The sequence below is a fragment of the Micromonospora sp. NPDC049580 genome, assembly GCF_040675595.1.
GTDB lineage: Bacteria > Actinomycetota > Actinomycetes > Mycobacteriales > Micromonosporaceae > Micromonospora.
The window spans coordinates 1-16,494 of the sequence record NZ_JBFAPG010000088.1; the positions used below are offsets into that span (position 1 = coordinate 1).

14 protein-coding genes are annotated in these 16,494 nt (G+C 71.0%); 10 read left to right on the forward strand and 4 right to left on the reverse strand.

What is annotated here, in order from left to right; genetic code table 11:
• Window positions 1-40: 40 nt before the first annotated feature.
• On the reverse strand, window positions 41-1,249 hold the full coding sequence (locus AB0J68_RS10705) for a DUF349 domain-containing protein (RefSeq protein WP_363937750.1): 1,209 nt from the start codon (window positions 1,247-1,249) through the stop codon (window positions 41-43).
• Window positions 1,250-1,450: 201 nt separating this feature from the next.
• Here AB0J68_RS10705 and AB0J68_RS10710 point away from each other — a divergent pair, with 201 nt between their 5' ends.
• From AB0J68_RS10710 to dapF, 3 genes are read left to right on the forward strand one after another with little or no spacing between them, the layout of a single operon-like run.
• Window positions 1,451-2,182 (forward strand): hypothetical protein, encoded by a 732-nt coding sequence (locus AB0J68_RS10710; protein WP_363937752.1) that lies wholly within the window; start codon window positions 1,451-1,453, stop codon window positions 2,180-2,182.
• Complete coding sequence (gene miaA / locus AB0J68_RS10715; protein ID WP_363937754.1) at window positions 2,179-3,111, forward strand: tRNA (adenosine(37)-N6)-dimethylallyltransferase MiaA; 933 nt, start codon at window positions 2,179-2,181, stop codon at window positions 3,109-3,111. The genes AB0J68_RS10710 and miaA overlap by 4 nt, the downstream gene beginning before the upstream one ends.
• Window positions 3,112-3,118: 7 nt before the next feature.
• Window positions 3,119-3,982, forward strand: a complete 864-nt coding sequence (dapF, locus tag AB0J68_RS10720) for a diaminopimelate epimerase (protein WP_363937756.1) — start codon at window positions 3,119-3,121, stop codon at window positions 3,980-3,982.
• Window positions 3,983-4,108: 126 nt separating this feature from the next.
• On the opposite strand, the gene AB0J68_RS10725 is transcribed toward dapF, so the two are convergent.
• Window positions 4,109-5,575 carry an NAD-dependent malic enzyme gene (locus tag AB0J68_RS10725; protein WP_354862368.1) on the reverse strand — a complete coding sequence of 489 codons (1,467 nt, stop codon included), beginning with the start codon at window positions 5,573-5,575 and terminating at the stop codon, window positions 4,109-4,111.
• A 185-nt stretch (window positions 5,576-5,760) separates the two neighbouring features.
• On the opposite strand from AB0J68_RS10725, the gene hflX reads away from it, so the two are divergent.
• Both hflX and AB0J68_RS10735 read left to right on the forward strand, forming a co-directional pair.
• Complete coding sequence (gene hflX, locus AB0J68_RS10730) at window positions 5,761-7,215, forward strand: GTPase HflX (RefSeq protein WP_354862366.1); 1,455 nt, start codon at window positions 5,761-5,763, stop codon at window positions 7,213-7,215.
• Window positions 7,216-7,265: 50 nt separating this feature from the next.
• Window positions 7,266-8,921 (forward strand): hypothetical protein, encoded by a 1,656-nt coding sequence (locus tag AB0J68_RS10735; protein WP_355064025.1) that lies wholly within the window; start codon window positions 7,266-7,268, stop codon window positions 8,919-8,921.
• Window positions 8,922-8,988: 67 nt separating this feature from the next.
• Here AB0J68_RS10735 and lexA read toward each other — a convergent pair whose 3' ends face one another.
• Window positions 8,989-9,774: a transcriptional repressor LexA gene (gene lexA, locus AB0J68_RS10740; protein ID WP_355064023.1), complete on the reverse strand. Its 786-nt coding sequence runs from the start codon at window positions 9,772-9,774 to the stop codon at window positions 8,989-8,991.
• Between the two features lie 540 nt (window positions 9,775-10,314).
• Between lexA and nrdR the strand changes: the two genes are divergently transcribed.
• Together nrdR and AB0J68_RS10750 are read left to right on the forward strand one after the other, a co-directional pair.
• The gene (nrdR, locus tag AB0J68_RS10745; protein ID WP_234587987.1) at window positions 10,315-10,815 is read left to right on the forward strand and encodes a transcriptional regulator NrdR; all 501 of its coding nucleotides are present in this window, start codon (window positions 10,315-10,317) and stop codon (window positions 10,813-10,815) included.
• A 32-nt stretch (window positions 10,816-10,847) separates the two neighbouring features.
• Window positions 10,848-13,754, forward strand: coding sequence for a vitamin B12-dependent ribonucleotide reductase (locus AB0J68_RS10750; protein WP_363937760.1), 2,907 nt, complete (start codon window positions 10,848-10,850; stop codon window positions 13,752-13,754).
• An 81-nt stretch (window positions 13,755-13,835) separates the two neighbouring features.
• Here AB0J68_RS10750 and AB0J68_RS10755 read toward each other — a convergent pair whose 3' ends face one another.
• The gene (locus AB0J68_RS10755; RefSeq protein WP_363937761.1) at window positions 13,836-14,216 is read right to left on the reverse strand and encodes a hypothetical protein; all 381 of its coding nucleotides are present in this window, start codon (window positions 14,214-14,216) and stop codon (window positions 13,836-13,838) included.
• On the opposite strand from AB0J68_RS10755, the gene AB0J68_RS10760 reads away from it, so the two are divergent.
• The 3 genes from AB0J68_RS10760 to AB0J68_RS10770 form a co-directional block, all read left to right on the forward strand.
• On the forward strand, window positions 14,209-14,430 hold the full coding sequence (locus AB0J68_RS10760; RefSeq protein WP_363937767.1) for a hypothetical protein: 222 nt from the start codon (window positions 14,209-14,211) through the stop codon (window positions 14,428-14,430). The genes AB0J68_RS10755 and AB0J68_RS10760 overlap by 8 nt on opposite strands.
• A gap of 138 nt (window positions 14,431-14,568) precedes the next feature.
• On the forward strand, window positions 14,569-15,567 hold the full coding sequence (locus AB0J68_RS10765) for a hypothetical protein (protein WP_363937763.1): 999 nt from the start codon (window positions 14,569-14,571) through the stop codon (window positions 15,565-15,567).
• A gap of 93 nt (window positions 15,568-15,660) precedes the next feature.
• On the forward strand, window positions 15,661-16,494 hold an 834-nt coding region (locus AB0J68_RS10770; RefSeq protein WP_363937765.1), incomplete at its 3' end, for an AEC family transporter.

A 16,494-nucleotide genomic window follows, 5' to 3' on the forward strand; every position in this document is an offset into this window, starting at 1 on the left:
GGTCCCTTGCGGGGACCGGGGGCTCTCGGACAGCGTCAGGTCAGCCGGCCTGCTCGGCGAGCTGGAGGAACTGCCGCTTGGAGGCAAGGGCCTGCTCGGCCTCCTTGATCCGGCGAGCGTCCCCGGCGCTCTGCGCCCGGGCCAGGCGCTCCTCGGCCTCCGCCACCTGGGCCCGCATCTGGGCGAGCAGCGGATTGTCCTCCTTGGTGGTGCGGCGCCACGCCGAGTCCATCACGTCGCGGACCTTGTCGTCGATGACACGCAACCGGCGCTCCAGCCCGGCGGCCGCCTCGCGGGGCACCCGGCCGGCCTCGTGCCACTGGGCCTGGATGTCCCGCAGCTTGGCCTGGGCGCCCTTGGGGTCAGCGTCGATGTCCAGGGCCTCGGCTTCGGCCAGCAGCGCCTGCTTACGCTCCAGGTTGCCGCGCTGCTCGTTGTCCCGCGCGGAGAAGACCTCGCTGCGCCGGCTGAAGAAGGCGTCCTGCGCGGCCCGGAACCGTTCCCAGAGCTTCTGCTCGGCCTCCTTGGAGGCACGCGGGGCGGCCTTCCACTGCGTCATCAGCTCCTTGAGCTGGTTGGCCGTGGCCGCCCACTCGGTGGAGTCCTTGATCTTCTCGGCCTCGGCGACCAGCTCTTCCTTGACGGTCTGCGCCTGCTTGCGCGTCGCGTCCAGCGAGGCGAAGTGGGCGCCCCGACGCCGGGTGAACCCGTCCCGTGCGGCGGCGAACCGCTTCCACAGCTCACCGTCGGCCTTCTTGTCGACCCCGCGAATGGTCTTCCACTCGTCGAGGATGTCCTTGAGCCGGTCACCGGCAGTCTTCCAGCCGGTGGACTCGGCGGCGAGCTTCTCGGCCTCCTCGACCAGCGCGGTCTTGCGGGCCAGGGCTTCGACGCGTGCGGCGTCCCGGGCGGCCCGGGCCTCCCCGGCCTTCTCCTCGGCAAGGGTCGCCAGCTTGTCCAGCCGAGCGGCCAGGGCGTCGATGTCGCCGACCACGTGGGCCTCGGGCAGCGTGGTGCGGATCCGCCGAATCGTGCTCAACGAATGCCCGGCGTCCGCCGCGCCCGAGTTGAGCCGCGCTTCCGTCAGGTCCACCTCGGTGACCAGGTCGGCGAAGCGGCGTGCGAAGTGCGCGAGACCCTCCTCCGGTGCTCCCGCCTGCCAGGATCCGACCACCCGCTCGCCCTCGGAGGTCTTGACGTAAACGGTGCCGTCCGCGTCCACCCGTCCGAAGGCAGTCCAGTCGCTCATGTGCCCATCCTCGTTCTCCCGGCGTCGAGGGAGCCGTCCCCCGTCGCCGCCACGGCGCAGCCAAGTTACTTCCGGCATTGTCACAGGTCCGACCCGGTCCCCGTCGAGCGCCTATCGCCGACCGTGACCATACGGTGTCCTAGAGCCTGATTGACCGGATCGGCGCGGAGACGCACCGGGCATTCCCGCTACGGTGAACGGGTGCCACTGGTCGCCGCCGCTGTCTGCCCGCATCCGCCCCTGCTCGTGCCCGAGGTTGCCGGTGCCGCCGCCAGCGAACTGGACGACCTGCGGGCGGCCTGTGACCTCGCCGTACGCCGACTGCTGGCCGCCGATCCGGACGCGGTGGTGCTGCTCGGCGTCGGCCCGTCGACCGGCCCGATCCGGCCCCCGGCCACCGGTTCCCTGCAGCCCTGGGGCGTCGACCTGGACGTGCCCCTGATCCCCGGTCAGCCGGACCGGGGCGCGGTGCTGCCGTTGAGCCTGACGGTCGGCGCGTGGCTGCTGGCCCGGCACGCCGTGCGTCCCGCCGTGGCCGCCGCGGCGGTGACCGCCGTGCAGGTGACCGCCGACGCCGGGCCGGTGGAGGTGGCCGCGCTCGCCGAGCAGGTCGCCGCGGCGGGCGAGCGGGTGGCACTGCTGGTGCTCGGCGACGGGTCGGCCTGCCGGGGGGAGAAGGCCCCCGGGTACGACGACCAGCGCGCCCTGCCGTACGACAAGCGGGTCGCCGCGGCCCTGGCCGAGGCGGACCTGGACGCCCTGCGCGACCTGGATGCGGGTCTGTCGGGGCAGTTGAAGGTCGCCGGCCGGGCGTCGTGGCAGGTGCTCGCCGAGGCGGCCCGGTCGAGCGGCGCGGGGTGGCGCGGCGAGCTGCTGCACGACTCGGCCCCCTACGGCGTGGCCTACTTCGTGGCGTCCTGGGAGCGGGCGTGACCGGCGGCGCAGCGGTCCCGGTCGGCACGGTCGTGGCGGTGGTCGGCCCGACGGCGGCGGGCAAGTCGGCGTTGAGCATCGCGCTCGCGCACGCGCTGGACGGGGAGGTGGTCAACGCCGACTCGATGCAGCTCTACCGGGGCATGGACATCGGCACCGCCAAGTTGGCCCCCGCCGAGCGGGAAGGGGTGCCGCACCACCTGCTCGACATTTGGGAGGTCACCGAGCCGGCCAGCGTCGCGGAGTACCAGCGGCTGGCCCGCGCGGCCGTGGACGACATCCTGTCCCGGGGACGGGTGCCGCTGCTGGTGGGTGGCTCGGGGCTGTACGTGCGGGCGGTGCTGGAGCGCTTCGAGTTCCCCGGCACCGACGCGGCGCTGCGCGAGCGGCTGGAACGGGAGTTGGCCGAGGTCGGCCCGGCTCCGCTGTACGCGCGGCTGCGCGCCGCCGACCCGGTGGCCGCCGAGGGCATCCTGCCCGGCAACGGCCGGCGGATCGTGCGGGCCCTGGAGGTGATCGAGCTGACCGGCGCGCCGTTCGCCGCGTCACTGCCGCAGCCGACCCCGTACTACCCGTCGGTGCAGCTCGGCGTCGACCTGGACACCGGGCTGCTGGACGAGCGGATCGCGCTGCGGGTGGACCGGATGTGGGCCGACGGTCTGGTGCCCGAGACCCGCGAGCTGGTGGGTCGAGGGCTGGCCGAGGGACGAACGGCCAGCCGGGCGCTCGGCTACCAGCAGGTGCTGCGCCTGCTCGACGGTGAGCTGACCGAGGCGCAGGCGCACGACGAGACCGTCCGGGCCACCCGGCGCTTCGTTCGGCGGCAGCGGTCCTGGTTCCGGCGCGACCCGCGGATCCAGTGGCTGGACTCGGCGACGCCGGACCTGATCGGGGCCGCGCTGCGTCTGGTGCCGGCCGCTGCGCGATGATGGGGGCGTGGAGTTCACCAAGGGCCACGGCACCGGCAACGACTTCGTCCTCCTGCCCGACCCGGACGGTCAGCTCGACCTGACCCCGGAGCTGGTCGCGGCGCTCTGCGACCGGCGGCGGGGCATCGGCGCGGACGGCGTGCTGCGGGTCGTCCGGGCGGCCAAGCATCCGGACGGCGCCGGGCTGGCCGGCGAGGCCGAGTGGTTCATGGACTACTGGAACGCCGACGGTTCGTTCGCCGAGATGTGCGGCAACGGCGCGCGGGTCTTCGTGCGCTACCTGCTCGACAACGAGCTGGCCACGCCGGCCGGCGCGGCGCTGCCGGTGGCCACCCGGGCCGGCGTCGTGCGCGCGCTGGTCGAGGGCGACGCCGTGTCCGTCGAGATGCGCCGCCCCCAGGTGTACGGCTCCTCGACCGCCACCCTGGGCGGGCTGACCCTGCCCGGCACGGCTGTGGACATCGGCAACCCGCACCTGGTCTGTGTCCTGCCGGCGGGCGTGGAACTGGCCGCGCTGGATCTCACCGTCGCGCCCGGGTTCGACCCGGAGGTCTTCCCGGCCGGCGTGAACGTGGAGTTCATCGTGGCGGGCGACCCGGTCGACGGCACCGACGGGCACTCCCTGATGCGGGTGTACGAGCGTGGCAGCGCCGAGACCCTGTCCTGCGGCACCGGTGCCTGCGCGGTGGGCGCGGTGGCCCTGCGCGACGCCGGCCGCGACACCGGTGTGGTCGCCGTCGCCGTCCCCGGCGGCCGCCTGACGGTGACGGTCACCGAAAACTCCTGCTGGCTGTCCGGCCCCGCCGTCCTGGTGGCAACGGGCGAGATCAGCCTTTCCGCGCTGACCAACCCAACCCACCGCCTCCTCTGACCCACCGCGCCCACATCGCGGGCGCGCCGCGTCGATCATGAAGTTATTGCCAGCCTGCTCGGCGTGTCATGGCAATAACTTCATGATCGACGGAGGGGCGGGGTCGGGTGCCCGGCGGTTCGTGCGTTACGGGGTGGCGCTGGCGTTGGCCGCGATCTCGGGGAGGTCGGTGGGGCCCGGGTCGGCTGCCGGGAGAGGGCTGGGGTTGTTCGCGGCGGCCCGGACGGCGGCGGCGACCGCCGGGGCGACCCGCGAGTCGAAGACGCTCGGCACGATCACCGTCGGGTTGATCTTCTCCTCACCGACGACGTCGGCGATGGCCCGGGCGGCCGCGATCGCCATCTCCTCGGTGAACTCCTCGGCGTGCGCGTCAAGCATCCCGCGGAACACGCCGGGGAAGGCGAGCACGTTGTTGATCTGGTTGGGCTGGTCCGAGCGCCCGGTGGCGACCACCGCGGCGTACTTGCGCGCCTCCCGGGGGTCGACCTCCGGGTCCGGGTTGGCCAGCGCGAAGACGATGGCGTCCTTCGCCATGCCGGCGATGTCGTCGCCGGTGAGCAGGTTCGGCGCGCTGACCCCGATGAACACGTCGGCGCCCCGGATCGCGCCGGGCAGGTCGCCCGCGTAGTTCTCCTTGTTGGTGTTCTCCGCCAGCCACTGCCAGGCCGGGTTGAGGTCGGTCAGCCCGCGGTGCAGGGCGCCCTGGCGGTCGTACGCGATGATGTCGCCGACGCCCTGGCGCAGCAGCAGCTTCATGATCGCGGTGCCCGCCGCGCCGGCGCCGGAGACGACGACCCGGACGTCCGCGAGCTGCTTGCCCACGACGCGCAGCGCGTTGGTCAGCGCGGCCAGCACGCAGATCGCGGTGCCGTGCTGATCGTCGTGGAAGACCGGGATGTCCAGCGCCTCGCGCAGCCGGGCCTCGATCTCGAAGCAGCGCGGCGCGGCGATGTCCTCCAGGTTGATCCCGCCGTACGCGGGCGCGATCGCCTTGACGATCTGCACGATCTCGTCGGTGTCCTGCGTGTCCAGCACGACCGGCCAGGCGTCCACCCCGCCGAAGCGCTTGAACAGCGCGGCCTTGCCCTCCATCACCGGCAGCGACGCGGCCGGGCCCAGGTTGCCCAGCCCGAGCACCGCGGAGCCGTCGCTGACCACCGCCACCGTGTTGCGCTTGATCGTCAGCCGTCGGGCGTCCGCCGGGTTCTCGGCGATCGCCATGCAGACCCGGGCCACCCCCGGGGTGTACGCCCGGGACAGCTCGTCACGGTTGCGCAGCGCGACCTTGGAGGTCACCTCGATCTTGCCGCCGAGGTGCAGGAGGAAGGTGCGGTCCGACACCTTGCGCACGTCCACGCCGTCGAGCGCGGTCAGCGCCTCGACCACCTGGTCGGCGTGACCGGCGTCGGCGGTGTCGCAGGTCAGGTCGACGATCACGTTGGTCGGGTCCGAGTCCACCACGTCCAGCGCCGTGACGATCGCTCCGGCCTCGCCGACGGAGGTGGTGAGCCGGCCGATCGAGGACGCGTCCGCGGTCACGGCGATCCGGATGGTGATCGAGAATCCGGCGCTCGGCAGTCGGGTGATGGCCACGGGGTCCCTCCGTCACGGCTGTGCGGCCGGTCGGCCGCCGCCCCCGCATTTCTACCGGGTTGTCGAGGTCGACCGGTATTCGCCCCCACTTTTGGCGACCTCCAGCACGGGCATATAGCAGGTGCGTTCGGCGTTGTGCCATGTCAGGATTACGTTCTACTCATCATTTCGGACAGGAGAACCGCTTGCGAGACCAGGAGAGCTTCGTCCCCGTCGAGGACGAGTTCGACGACGTCACCACTGGCGAGATGGAGCTGTCGGAGCGACAGTCCCTGCGACGCGTTCCGGGCCTGTCAACCGAGCTCACCGACGTCACCGAGGTGGAATACCGCCAGCTGCGACTGGAGCGGGTCGTCCTGGTGGGCGTCTGGACCGAGGGCACGGTCACCGACGCGGAGAATTCCCTGACCGAGCTGGCCGCGCTGGCCGAGACCGCCGGCTCGCAGGTGCTCGAAGGGCTGATCCAGCGTCGTACCCGACCCGACCCGGCCACGTACATCGGTCGCGGCAAGGTCGACGATCTTGGCGCGGTGGTGCTGTCCACCGGCGCCGACACGGTCATCTGTGACGGTGAGCTGTCGCCGTCGCAGCTGCGCAACCTGGAGCAGCGCACCAAGGTCAAGGTTGTCGACCGGACGGCGCTGATCCTCGACATCTTCGCCCAGCACGCCAAGAGCAAGGAAGGTAAGGCGCAGGTCGAGCTGGCCCAGCTGCAATACCTGCTGCCCCGACTGCGCGGTTGGGGTGAGACGCTCTCCCGGCAGACCGGTGGTTCGGGCCGGGGCGGCGGCGCGGGCGGCGGTGTGGGTGTGCGTGGTCCCGGTGAGACCAAGCTGGAGACCGACCGTCGGCGCATCCGTCACCGCATCTCCCGGCTGCGCCGCGAGATCAAGAGCATGCGCACGGTACGCGTCACCAAGCGCGCCCGTCGCACCCGCAACTCCGTGCCCGCCGTGGCCATCGCCGGCTACACCAACGCCGGCAAGTCCAGCCTGCTCAACCGACTGACCGGCGCGGGCGTGCTGGTGGAGAACGCGCTCTTCGCGACGCTCGACCCGACCACCCGCAAGGCCACCACCTCGGACGGGCGGCTCTACACGCTCTCCGACACGGTGGGCTTCGTCCGGCACCTGCCGCACCAGATCGTCGAGGCGTTCCGCTCGACGCTGGAGGAGGTCGCGGAGGCGGACCTGGTGGTGCACGTCGTCGACGGCACCCACCCGGATCCGGAGGAGCAGGTCCGGGCGGTGCACGAGGTGCTCGCCGAGGTGGGCGCGGACCGGCTGCCCGAGCTGCTGGTGGTCAACAAGACCGACGCGGCCGACGAGGACGCGCTGCTGCGGCTCAAGCGACTCTGGCCCGAGGCGATCTTCGTCTCGGCGTACTCGGGGCGGGGGATCGACGCCCTGCGGGCGGCGATCGAGGAGCGGCTGCCGCAACCCGCCGTGGAAGTCCGGGCCGTGCTGCCGTACGACCGGGGTGACCTGGTGTCCCGGGTGCACCGCACGGGCGAGGTGCTCAGCACGTCGCACCTGCCGGAGGGCACCCTGCTGCACGTTCGGGTCAGCGCGGCGCTCGCCGCCGAGCTGGCGCCGTTCGACGTGCAGCGCGAGGGCCAGGCGGTCGGCAGCCGGCCCTGAGCGGCCCCGGCGTCATCCACCGGAAACGCGCGGCATGCGACACTGGCCGAATGCGCCGCGTTGTTTCCTCGGTCACGGTTGCCCTCGGCCTGCTCGGGGCAACCGTGGCGCTGGCCGGAGTCGCCGTAGCCGCTCCCGCTCCCGGATCATCCCAGCCGCCCGGCGCCACCCCCGGCAAGAAGCGCTGCTCGGTCACCGACGAGCGGCTGCGGGAGCTGTCCGGGCTGGTAGCGACCAAGACCGGCTACATCGTCATCAACGACGGCACCGAGGTTGAGGCGCGCAAACGGATCTTCTTCCTCGACAGCAAGTGCAAGGTCGTCAAGGAGCCGGTCCGCTACTCGGGTCAGGGGCCGTTCGACACCGAGGACCTCGCCGTGTCGCCGAAGGGCGACACCCTGTGGATCGGTGACATCGGCGACAACACCACCAACAAGGAGCGGCGGTCGCGGATCGCGGTCTGGACCATGCCGATCACCGGTACGAAGCAGCCCGTGCTGCACCGGCTCTCCTACCCCGAGAACAAGCCGCACGACGCCGAGGCGTTGCTGGTGGGGGCCGACGGCCTTCCGCTGATCATCACCAAGGTGTCGAGCGGCAACGCGGAGATCTACACCCCGACGGCGAAGCTGAAGAACGGCGACACCGCGCCGGTGCCGATGAAGAAGGTCGGCGAGATCAAGCTGCCGAAGACCACCACGGAGAACCCGCTCAGCGTCTACGGGCGGCTCGCGGTCACCGGGGCCGCCCGATCGCCGGACGGCAGCCGCGTCGTCGTCCGGACGTACGCGGACGCCTTCGAGTACGACGTGACCGACGGCAACATCGTCGGGGCGCTCACCACCGGCAAGCCGCGGGTGACGCCACTGGCCGACCCGTTCGGTGAGGCGATCTCCTACACCCCGGACGGGAAGACCTTCGTCACCGTCTCCGACGGCGGGCAGCTCACCGCGGACGAGCCCGTCGACATTCTGAGCTACACGCCGTCCAACAGCGTGGCCGCGCCCGTTGCCGCTCCCGGGGGTGCCAACCCGGCCGCCGAGAAGTCCTGGATCGACGGGCTCAGTCTCGATGACATCACCTACCTCGTGGGCGCGGTCGGCGTGCTCGGTCTGCTGCTCGTCGGCGCCGGCATCGTCGGCATCCTGCGGGCCCGCCGCCGGCCACCGGCGGCCGACGATTCGGACTCGACGGATGACCGGGACGACCGGCGCGGCGCAGGGCGGGACGAGGGCGCCCCGCCCGGCGGTGGCCGTCCCGGCACCGGCGTGTACGGCGGGGCGGCGGCCGATGGCGGCGTCTACGGCGGTGGTTCCGGCCGGGGCGGTCCCGCTCCTGCTGGCGGTGCCGTGTACGGCGGCGGCGGTGCGCGCCCAGCCGGTGAGGGGGGTGGCGGCGGTTACGGCCCCGCCCGCCCCGGCGGTGGTGGCGGCGGTGCTCCGGTCGGGGGCGGTGTCTACGGTGGCGGCCGTGCCGGCGGCCCCGGAGGTCCACCCGGCGGTGCCGGTGGCCGACCGGGCGGCGGGGTGTACGGCGGCGGTGGTGGTCAGCCCGGCGGCGGTCGGGCGGAGCCGCCACGGCGCGGTGGGCAGGAGCCGGACTACCGGGGCCAGCGGCCCGGCCGTCGGCGGGACGGCGACGTGCCCGGCGACCCGTACGGGCAGTATCCCGGGGGCGGCCGTGGCCAGCGGGGCGACCGCTACTGACACGGTCAGCGCATCGGTCCGGCGCGCGGGTGAGCGCGGTGGGGCCACTCACCCGCGCGCCGGCCGGTCAGATCCGGCGGAGCACCGCCACAACCCGGCCCATGATGGTGGCGTCGTCGCCGGGGATCGGGTCGAAGGCGGGGTTCTGCGGCATCAGCCAGACGTGCCCGTCGCGTCGCCGGTAGGTCTTGACGGTGGCCTCGCCGTCGAGCATGGCGGCCACGATCTCGCCCGAGTCGGCCGTCGGCTGCTGCCGGACGACCACCCAGTCGCCGTCGCAGATCGCCGCGTCGAGCATCGAGTCACCCTTGACCTGGAGCATGAACACCTCGCCCTCGCCGACCAGCTCGCGGGGCAGGGGGAAGATGTCCTCCACCGCCTGCTCGGCGAGGATCGGCCCACCGGCGGCGATGCGGCCGAGCATCGGCACGTACGCCGGGGTGGGCCGTTGGGCGCGGGACAACTCGTCGTCGATGGCCTCGCTGGGGGCACGGACGTCCACCGCTCGGGGCCGGTTGGGGTCGCGGCGGAGGAAGCCCTTCTTCTCCAGCTCCTTGAGCTGGTAGGCGACGCTCGACGGGGACACCAGGCCGACCGCCTCGCCGATCTCACGGACGCTCGGCGGGTAGCCGTGCCGGTCGACCCAGGTGCGGATGAACTCCAGGATGCGGCGCTGGCGGGCGGTCAGGTCGACCGTCGCGGGGTCGGGGAAGGCGCTGACCACCGGGGTGACCGGGCGCACGGCAGGCTGACCCGTCCGGCTGCGCGCGGCGCTGCGGCGTCGGGTGGCCGGCGGGCCCGCCTCGGTGATCTGCTGCGGGCTCTTCGGCCGGCTGGCCCGGTCTTCGGTCACGTCCGTCCTCCCTGGTCGGCGCTGGGTGCCTCGTCGGCTCGTGGTGCGTGCGGTGGTGCCATGTTGTTCATGACCGTATAGGTGAGATCGGTCATTTTCAAACATCTGTACGACCTCTCACCGGCGTGTCGGGGTGAAAAACCGCTCCGGTCGTACGGATGTTCTGATAAATGGTACGTCGAGTAGCACGGATGTTCGATCGGTGGCTGTTTTCCGGGGCGTTCCGGCCGTGCGGCCGGTAACCGGAGCGGGTTCCCGGCGTTGGTTCTGCGGTGAGGTGGCAGGTGCGGAGGACCGGATGGTCCGTGACGCGCCGGACACGCCGGTCGACTTGACCCGGGTTCGCCAGCGACATACGGTCAACCCCTAGATGTAGTAGTGACACGGGCGTAAGTTGCCTACAGGTTGGGTTCGACTACCGACCGCACTCCCGTAACGTTGATCACGGCGGGCGTCACCCGAGGGTGGTGCCGCCGTGGCGAGCCGTGTCCGGGAGTGCCCGGAGTGTCCGCGGTTGATCATGATTTTGGAGGTTGGGCGATGCGGTGTCCGTACTGCCGGCACGCCGACTCCCGCGTGGTCGACTCGCGGGAGGCCGACGACGGCCAGCTCATCCGGCGGCGGCGCTCCTGCCCGGAGTGCGGCAAGCGGTTCACCACCGTCGAGGAGGCGGTCCTCGCGGTGGTCAAGCGCAGCGGGGTGACCGAGCCGTTCAGTCGTACGAAGATCATCGGCGGGGTGCGCAAGGCGTGCCAGGGCCGGCCGGTGGACGACGACTCACTCGCGCTGCTGGCGCAGCGCGTGGAGGAGACCGTCCGGGCCAAGGGGGCCGCCGAGATCCCCAGTCACGAGGTGGGCCTGGCGATCCTGGGCCCGCTGCGCGACCTGGACGAGATCGCCTACCTGCGGTTCGCCAGCGTCTACCGCTCCTTCGACTCGCTCGCCGACTTTGAGCGCGAGATCGAGACGTTGCGGGCCGTGGCGCGAGCCCGGGAGCAGGGCCGGGCCGACGCGGTTGAGGCCGCCGGCCGTACCAGTTGACTTCACTGTTTTTCGAAAGATCAGGACGCGCGGTGGGTGACCGCGCAGACGAGGGGGGCGACGGCGTGACAACGAGCCGTTCACGGAACAAGGCAGGCGCGGGGCTGAAGATCGAGCGGGTGTGGACGACGGAGGGGGTCCACCCGTACGACGAGGTGTCCTGGGAGCGCCGCGACGTCGTGATGACGAACTGGCGGGACGGCTCGATCAACTTCGAGCAGCGTGGGGTTGAGTTCCCGGAGTCGTGGAGCGTCAACGCGGCGAACATCGTGACCACCAAGTACTTCCGGGGCGCGGTGGGGACCCCGGAGCGGGAGTGGTCGCTCAAGCAGCTGATCGACCGGGTGGTCACCACCTACCGCACCGCCGGCGAGGAGTACGGCTACTTCGCCAGCCCGGCGGACGCCGAGGTCTTCGCCCACGAGCTGACCTGGATGCTGCTGAACCAGGTGTTCAGCTTCAACTCGCCGGTCTGGTTCAACGTCGGCACGCCGTCGCCGCAGCAGGTCAGCGCCTGCTTCATCCTCTCCGTCGACGACTCGATGGACTCCATCCTCGACTGGTACAAGGAGGAGGGGCGGATCTTCCAGGGCGGCTCGGGGGCCGGGGTCAACCTCTCCCGGATCCGTTCCTCCAAGGAACTGCTCTCCTCCGGCGGCACCGCCTCCGGCCCGGTCAGCTTCATGCGCGGCGCGGACGCCTCCGCCGGCACCATCAAGTCCGGTGGCGCCACCCGGCGCGCGGCCAAGATGGTCATCCTCGACGTGGACCACCCGGACATCGAGGAGTTCGTGGCGACCAAGGCGCGCGAGGAGGACAAGATCCGCGCGCTGCGCGACGCCGGGTTCGACATGGACCTCGGCGGCTCCGACATCGTCAGCGTGCAGTACCAGAACGCCAACAACTCGGTCCGCGTCTCGGACGAGTTCATGACCGCCGTGCAGAACGGCGGCGGCTTTGACCTGCGCGGTCGCCTGGACGGCTCGGTGATCGACACCGTGGACGCCAAGAAGTTGTTCCGCACCATCTCCCAGGCCGCCTGGGAGTGCGCCGACCCCGGCCTGCAGTACGACGACACGATCAACGACTGGCACACCTGCCCGGAGACCGGGCGGATCACCGCGTCGAACCCGTGCTCGGAGTACCTGCACCTGGACAACTCCTCGTGCAACCTCGCCTCGCTCAACCTCATGAAGTTCCTCCGGGCCGACGGCGGCTTCGAGGTGGAGAAGTTCGTCAAGTCCGTCGAGTTCGTCATCACCGCGATGGACATCTCGATCTGCTTCGCCGACTTCCCGACCGAGAAGATCGGTGAGACCACCCGCGCCTACCGGCAGCTCGGCATCGGCTACGCCAACCTGGGCGCCCTGTTGATGGCCACCGGCCTGCCGTACGACTCGGACCAGGGCCGCTCGGTCGCCGCGTCGATCACGTCGCTGATGACCGGCACCGCCTACCGCCGCTCCGCCGAGCTGGCCGGCGTCGTCGGCCCGTACGACGGCTACGCCCGCAACGCCGAGCCGCACAAGCGGGTCATGCGCAAGCACGCCGCGGCCAACGACGAGATCAAGCCGACCAGCCCGGTGGCCACCGCGATCGTCCGTGAGGCGACCAAGCAGTGGACCCAGGGCAACAAGATCGGTGACAAGTTCGGCTGGCGCAACGCGCAGGCCAGCGTCCTCGCCCCGACCGGCACGATCGGCTTCATGATGGACTGCGACACGACCGGCGTGGAGCCGGACCTGGCGCTGGTCAAGTTCAAGAAGCTGGTCGGCGGCGGCTCGATGCAGATCGTCAACCAGACGGTGCCGCGCGCCCTGCGCAGCCTCGGCTACCCCGAGGAGCAGGTCGAGGCGATCATCGAGCACATCGCCGACCACGGCCACGTGGTGGACGCCCCGGGCCTCAAGCCGGAGCACTACGCGGTGTTCGACTGCGCGATGGGCGAGCGGTCGATCGCCCCGATGGGCCACGTGCGGATGATGGCGGCGATCCAGCCGTTCGTCTCCGGCGCCATCTCCAAGACGGTCAACATGCCGGAGGCGGCCACCGTCGAGGACGTCGAGAAGATCTACTTCGAGGGCTGGAAGCTCGGCCTCAAGGCGCTGGCGATCTACCGGGACAACTGCAAGGTCGGCCAGCCGCTCTCGGTGGCCAAGTCCAAGAAGGCCACCACGCCGGCCGCCGTCGAGACCGCAGCCGCCGCGCCGGCCGCGGTGGAGAAGGTCATCGAGTACCGGCCGGTGCGTAAGCGCCTGCCGAAGAAGCGCACGTCCGAGACGGTCAGCTTCTCCGTCGGCGGCGCCGAGGGCTACCTCACCGCGTCGTCCTACCCGGACGACGGCCTCGGCGAGGTCTTCCTCAAGATGTCCAAGCAGGGCTCGACCCTGGCCGGCGTGATGGACGCCTTCTCGGTGGCCATCAGCATCGGCCTGCAGTACGGCGTGCCGCTGGAGACGTTCGTCAGCAAGTTCACCAACATGCGCTTCGAGCCGGCCGGCATGACCGACGACCCGGACGTGCGCATGGCGGCCTCGGTGATGGACTACATCTTCCGTCGCCTGGCACTGGACTTCCTGCCCTACGAGCGCCGCGCCGAGCTGGGCATCTTCACCGCCAGCGAGCGGGCCGCCCAGCTGCGGGCCGAGGCCGACGCGGAGGCCGCCGCCGTCACCGGCGCGGAACTCACCGCGATGGCGTCGTCGGCGCCGGTCGAGGCCCCGGCCAAGACCGAGGCCGTCGCTCAGCCGGCCCAGGAGATGGCCGACGTGGCCGTCGCCAAGCCGGCCCCGAGCGTGGGTTCCAGCACCGAACTGCTGGAGGCCGTGATCGGCAAGGCCGCCGACGCGCCGCTCTGCTTCACCTGCGGTACGAAGATGCGCCCCGCCGGTAGCTGCTACGTCTGCGAGGGCTGCGGCTCCACCAGCGGCTGCAGCTGACGTACGCGTAACGCGGCGCTGCCCCGGTCTCCGTCGTTGGAGGCCGGGGCAGCGCCGGTGGCGAAGTCCCGGCATGAGCGATCATCCGGGCACCTCAACCCAGCGGGCGGCCGCGTCGAACGTGTCCGTCGGGGTGGCGTTGAAGGCGATCGCCGCCTCGGGCGCGTGCCGACGCACCAGATTGACCACCAGCTCGAACAGTTCCGGCTGATTGCGCACCCCGCCACCAATGACGACGCACTCCCAGGGCTGGGCGCACAGGGCAGTGGTGACCACCGCCTCCACATCGTCGCTGCCGTCGAGGCCGAACAGGCAGAACTCAGCCCCCACTTTGTGTTCGACGAATCGGGCCCTGCCGACTTCGATGCCGTCTGCGACCGGCTTGGGGTCCCACGGCCCCGGCACCCGATACGGATCCAACCCGATCACCAGCACGCGGGGTGTGAGGGCCGTTGTGTCCACAGTCGAAGACTACGTGGCGCGGTGCATGGTCATCGGCAGAATCCAATGTCGGCGACCACGGACCGGCGACGGGCCCCGGACCGTACGCGGCGGAGCCGCCGACCTCTACCCGTGGCAGGGCTGTGACGAGTGGCTGCTACTGCTCTCCGCCACCCGGTACGAGCACTGCGACTTCACGGCGGTACGCCCGGCCGCACCACTGCCACCTTACTGAGGGTGGTCTGAGAGTAGATCTCTATTCCAGCCGGCAGGCAGCCGATAGCCGTCTCCCCACCGGCGCTGCGCCAACGGCGGCAGAAGAGTGTGCTCCGGCCGTCCACATCCGCGTGACCGGCTGCAGTACCGTCATGCCGTGCATTTCGTGTATCGCTCTCACTACGAGGGCCAGTTGAGCAAGCGGGTCCGGCGGCTGCCGGACGAGACCGTGCTGAATTGGTTCCGGCGAGGCTGGGACTGCGACGATCCGGAGTCCTGGGTCGAGAACGAGCTGGGCGGTGACGTCTACGGCCTCGATTCGATCTTCGAGGCGGCACGGAAGCACGGCCTGTCTCGGGCGGCAACGACCAGCGAGCTGCGCGAGCTCCTGCATGAGCACTTGTACGTCGAGGGTGACGAGGACTCCATCCGCCTCGACGATCACAGCCTCCGGGTACGGACCGATGACGACGAGGTGGAACTGGCCTATTTCTTCCTCGATGACGAGGTGGTCGCGACCGCCCCCGACCGGTTGGCATACCTGTTCCAGTCGTGGCCGTTGCCTGGCGCGGAAGGTGAGTCGACGTCGTTCGTCGCCGATGTGCCGGTGACAGTCGTTACGCCCGCCAGTACCGGTGACGCCAGCACGTACGCGGTGTTCCTCACGTTCTACGACAGCGAAAGCCTCGCCTGCTCCCAGCCGCTGGTATTCCCGGGGGTCGGGTTGCGGGAACTGGCCGGACATCTCCGGACCGCGGACCCCGACAGCGGTGCAGAATGGCCACCCGAGCTGCTGGTCTTGCGAGCACTCGTCGCGCCCGAAGAAGACGCCATCAGGCCGGCGCTGGAGCGGTGCAACAGATGGCCCGGCTTCAACCTCAACGCCGACCCGTGGCCCGACCTGCCCAACGAGCACGGCCCCGCCCACCGCGAAGCCATGGAGCTTCTTACAACGGGCCGATACGTCGACGGCCGACGCCCCGACGCGTCGCGCATCGAGGTCGACGAACATCTCGCCCAAGTCACCATGCACTGTGGTCAGTCATTCGGGTACCAGCAGTGGTTTCTGTTCGACACCGTGTGGGCGGCCGCTCACCCCGACCTGGCCCAATCACTGCTGCGCTATGGCAACCACTGGGATCCACTCGAGGACTGAGAGCGAGATTGTCGCCGGGTTTCTCGGCTCGTACGCCCCGGACGCCCGCCAGTCCCTGAGCCGGCGCGACGCCCGCCCGCCGGTGACGCCCGTATGAGTTTGGTGTCGGCGTTCGTACCGATCTGGATCCTTACCGCGGTCGGTTACGCGGCCTGTCGTTGGGGTCTGCTGGGCGAGGCGGTGGCGTCGGTGCTCGGCCGGTTCGTGTTCCATCTTGCGATGCCGGCCGCCCTGTTCCTGGCCCTGTCCCGAATGCCGCTCTCCGGGTTCGCCGGCCGCTCGCTGCTCGCCTTTGGGCTGAGCACTGCCGCGGTCGTCGGGTTCGGCTGGGTCGGCGCGAGTTGGCTGTTCGGTCGCGAGCCCGGCGAACGGCCGATCTGGGGCATGGCCGCCGGGTACGTGAACTCGGCGAACCTGGGCATCCCGATCGCAACGCAGGTCCTCGGCGACGTGTCGTTCCTGGCGGAGGTGGTCCTGCTGCAGGTGCTGGTGGTGACGCCCGTGATCCTGGTCGCCCTGGATCGGCACAGCGACCCGGCCGGGCGGGTACGGGTCCGCCGTATCGCCTCCCTGCCGGTACGCAACCCGGTGATCCTGGCGTCGCTGCTCGGTGTCGCGTGCTCGGCTGCCGGCCTGCATCTGCCGTCGGCGGCCGGCGCGTCGCTCACCCTGCTGTCGGGCGCCGCGGTTCCGACCGCCCTGGTCGCGCTCGGCGCGTCACTGCACCGCACGGCGCCGTCGCGAGCAGAGCCGACCAAGCTGGAGCTGGCTGTGATCACCGCGCTGAAGCTCGTCGCACAGCCGGTCATCGCGTACGCGGCCGGGCTGGCTTTGCACCTGTCGGCGCCACAGTTGCTCGCCGTGGTGGTGTGCGCGGGCCTGCCGACAGCGCAGAACACGTTCATCTTCGGCCAGGAGTACGGCGTC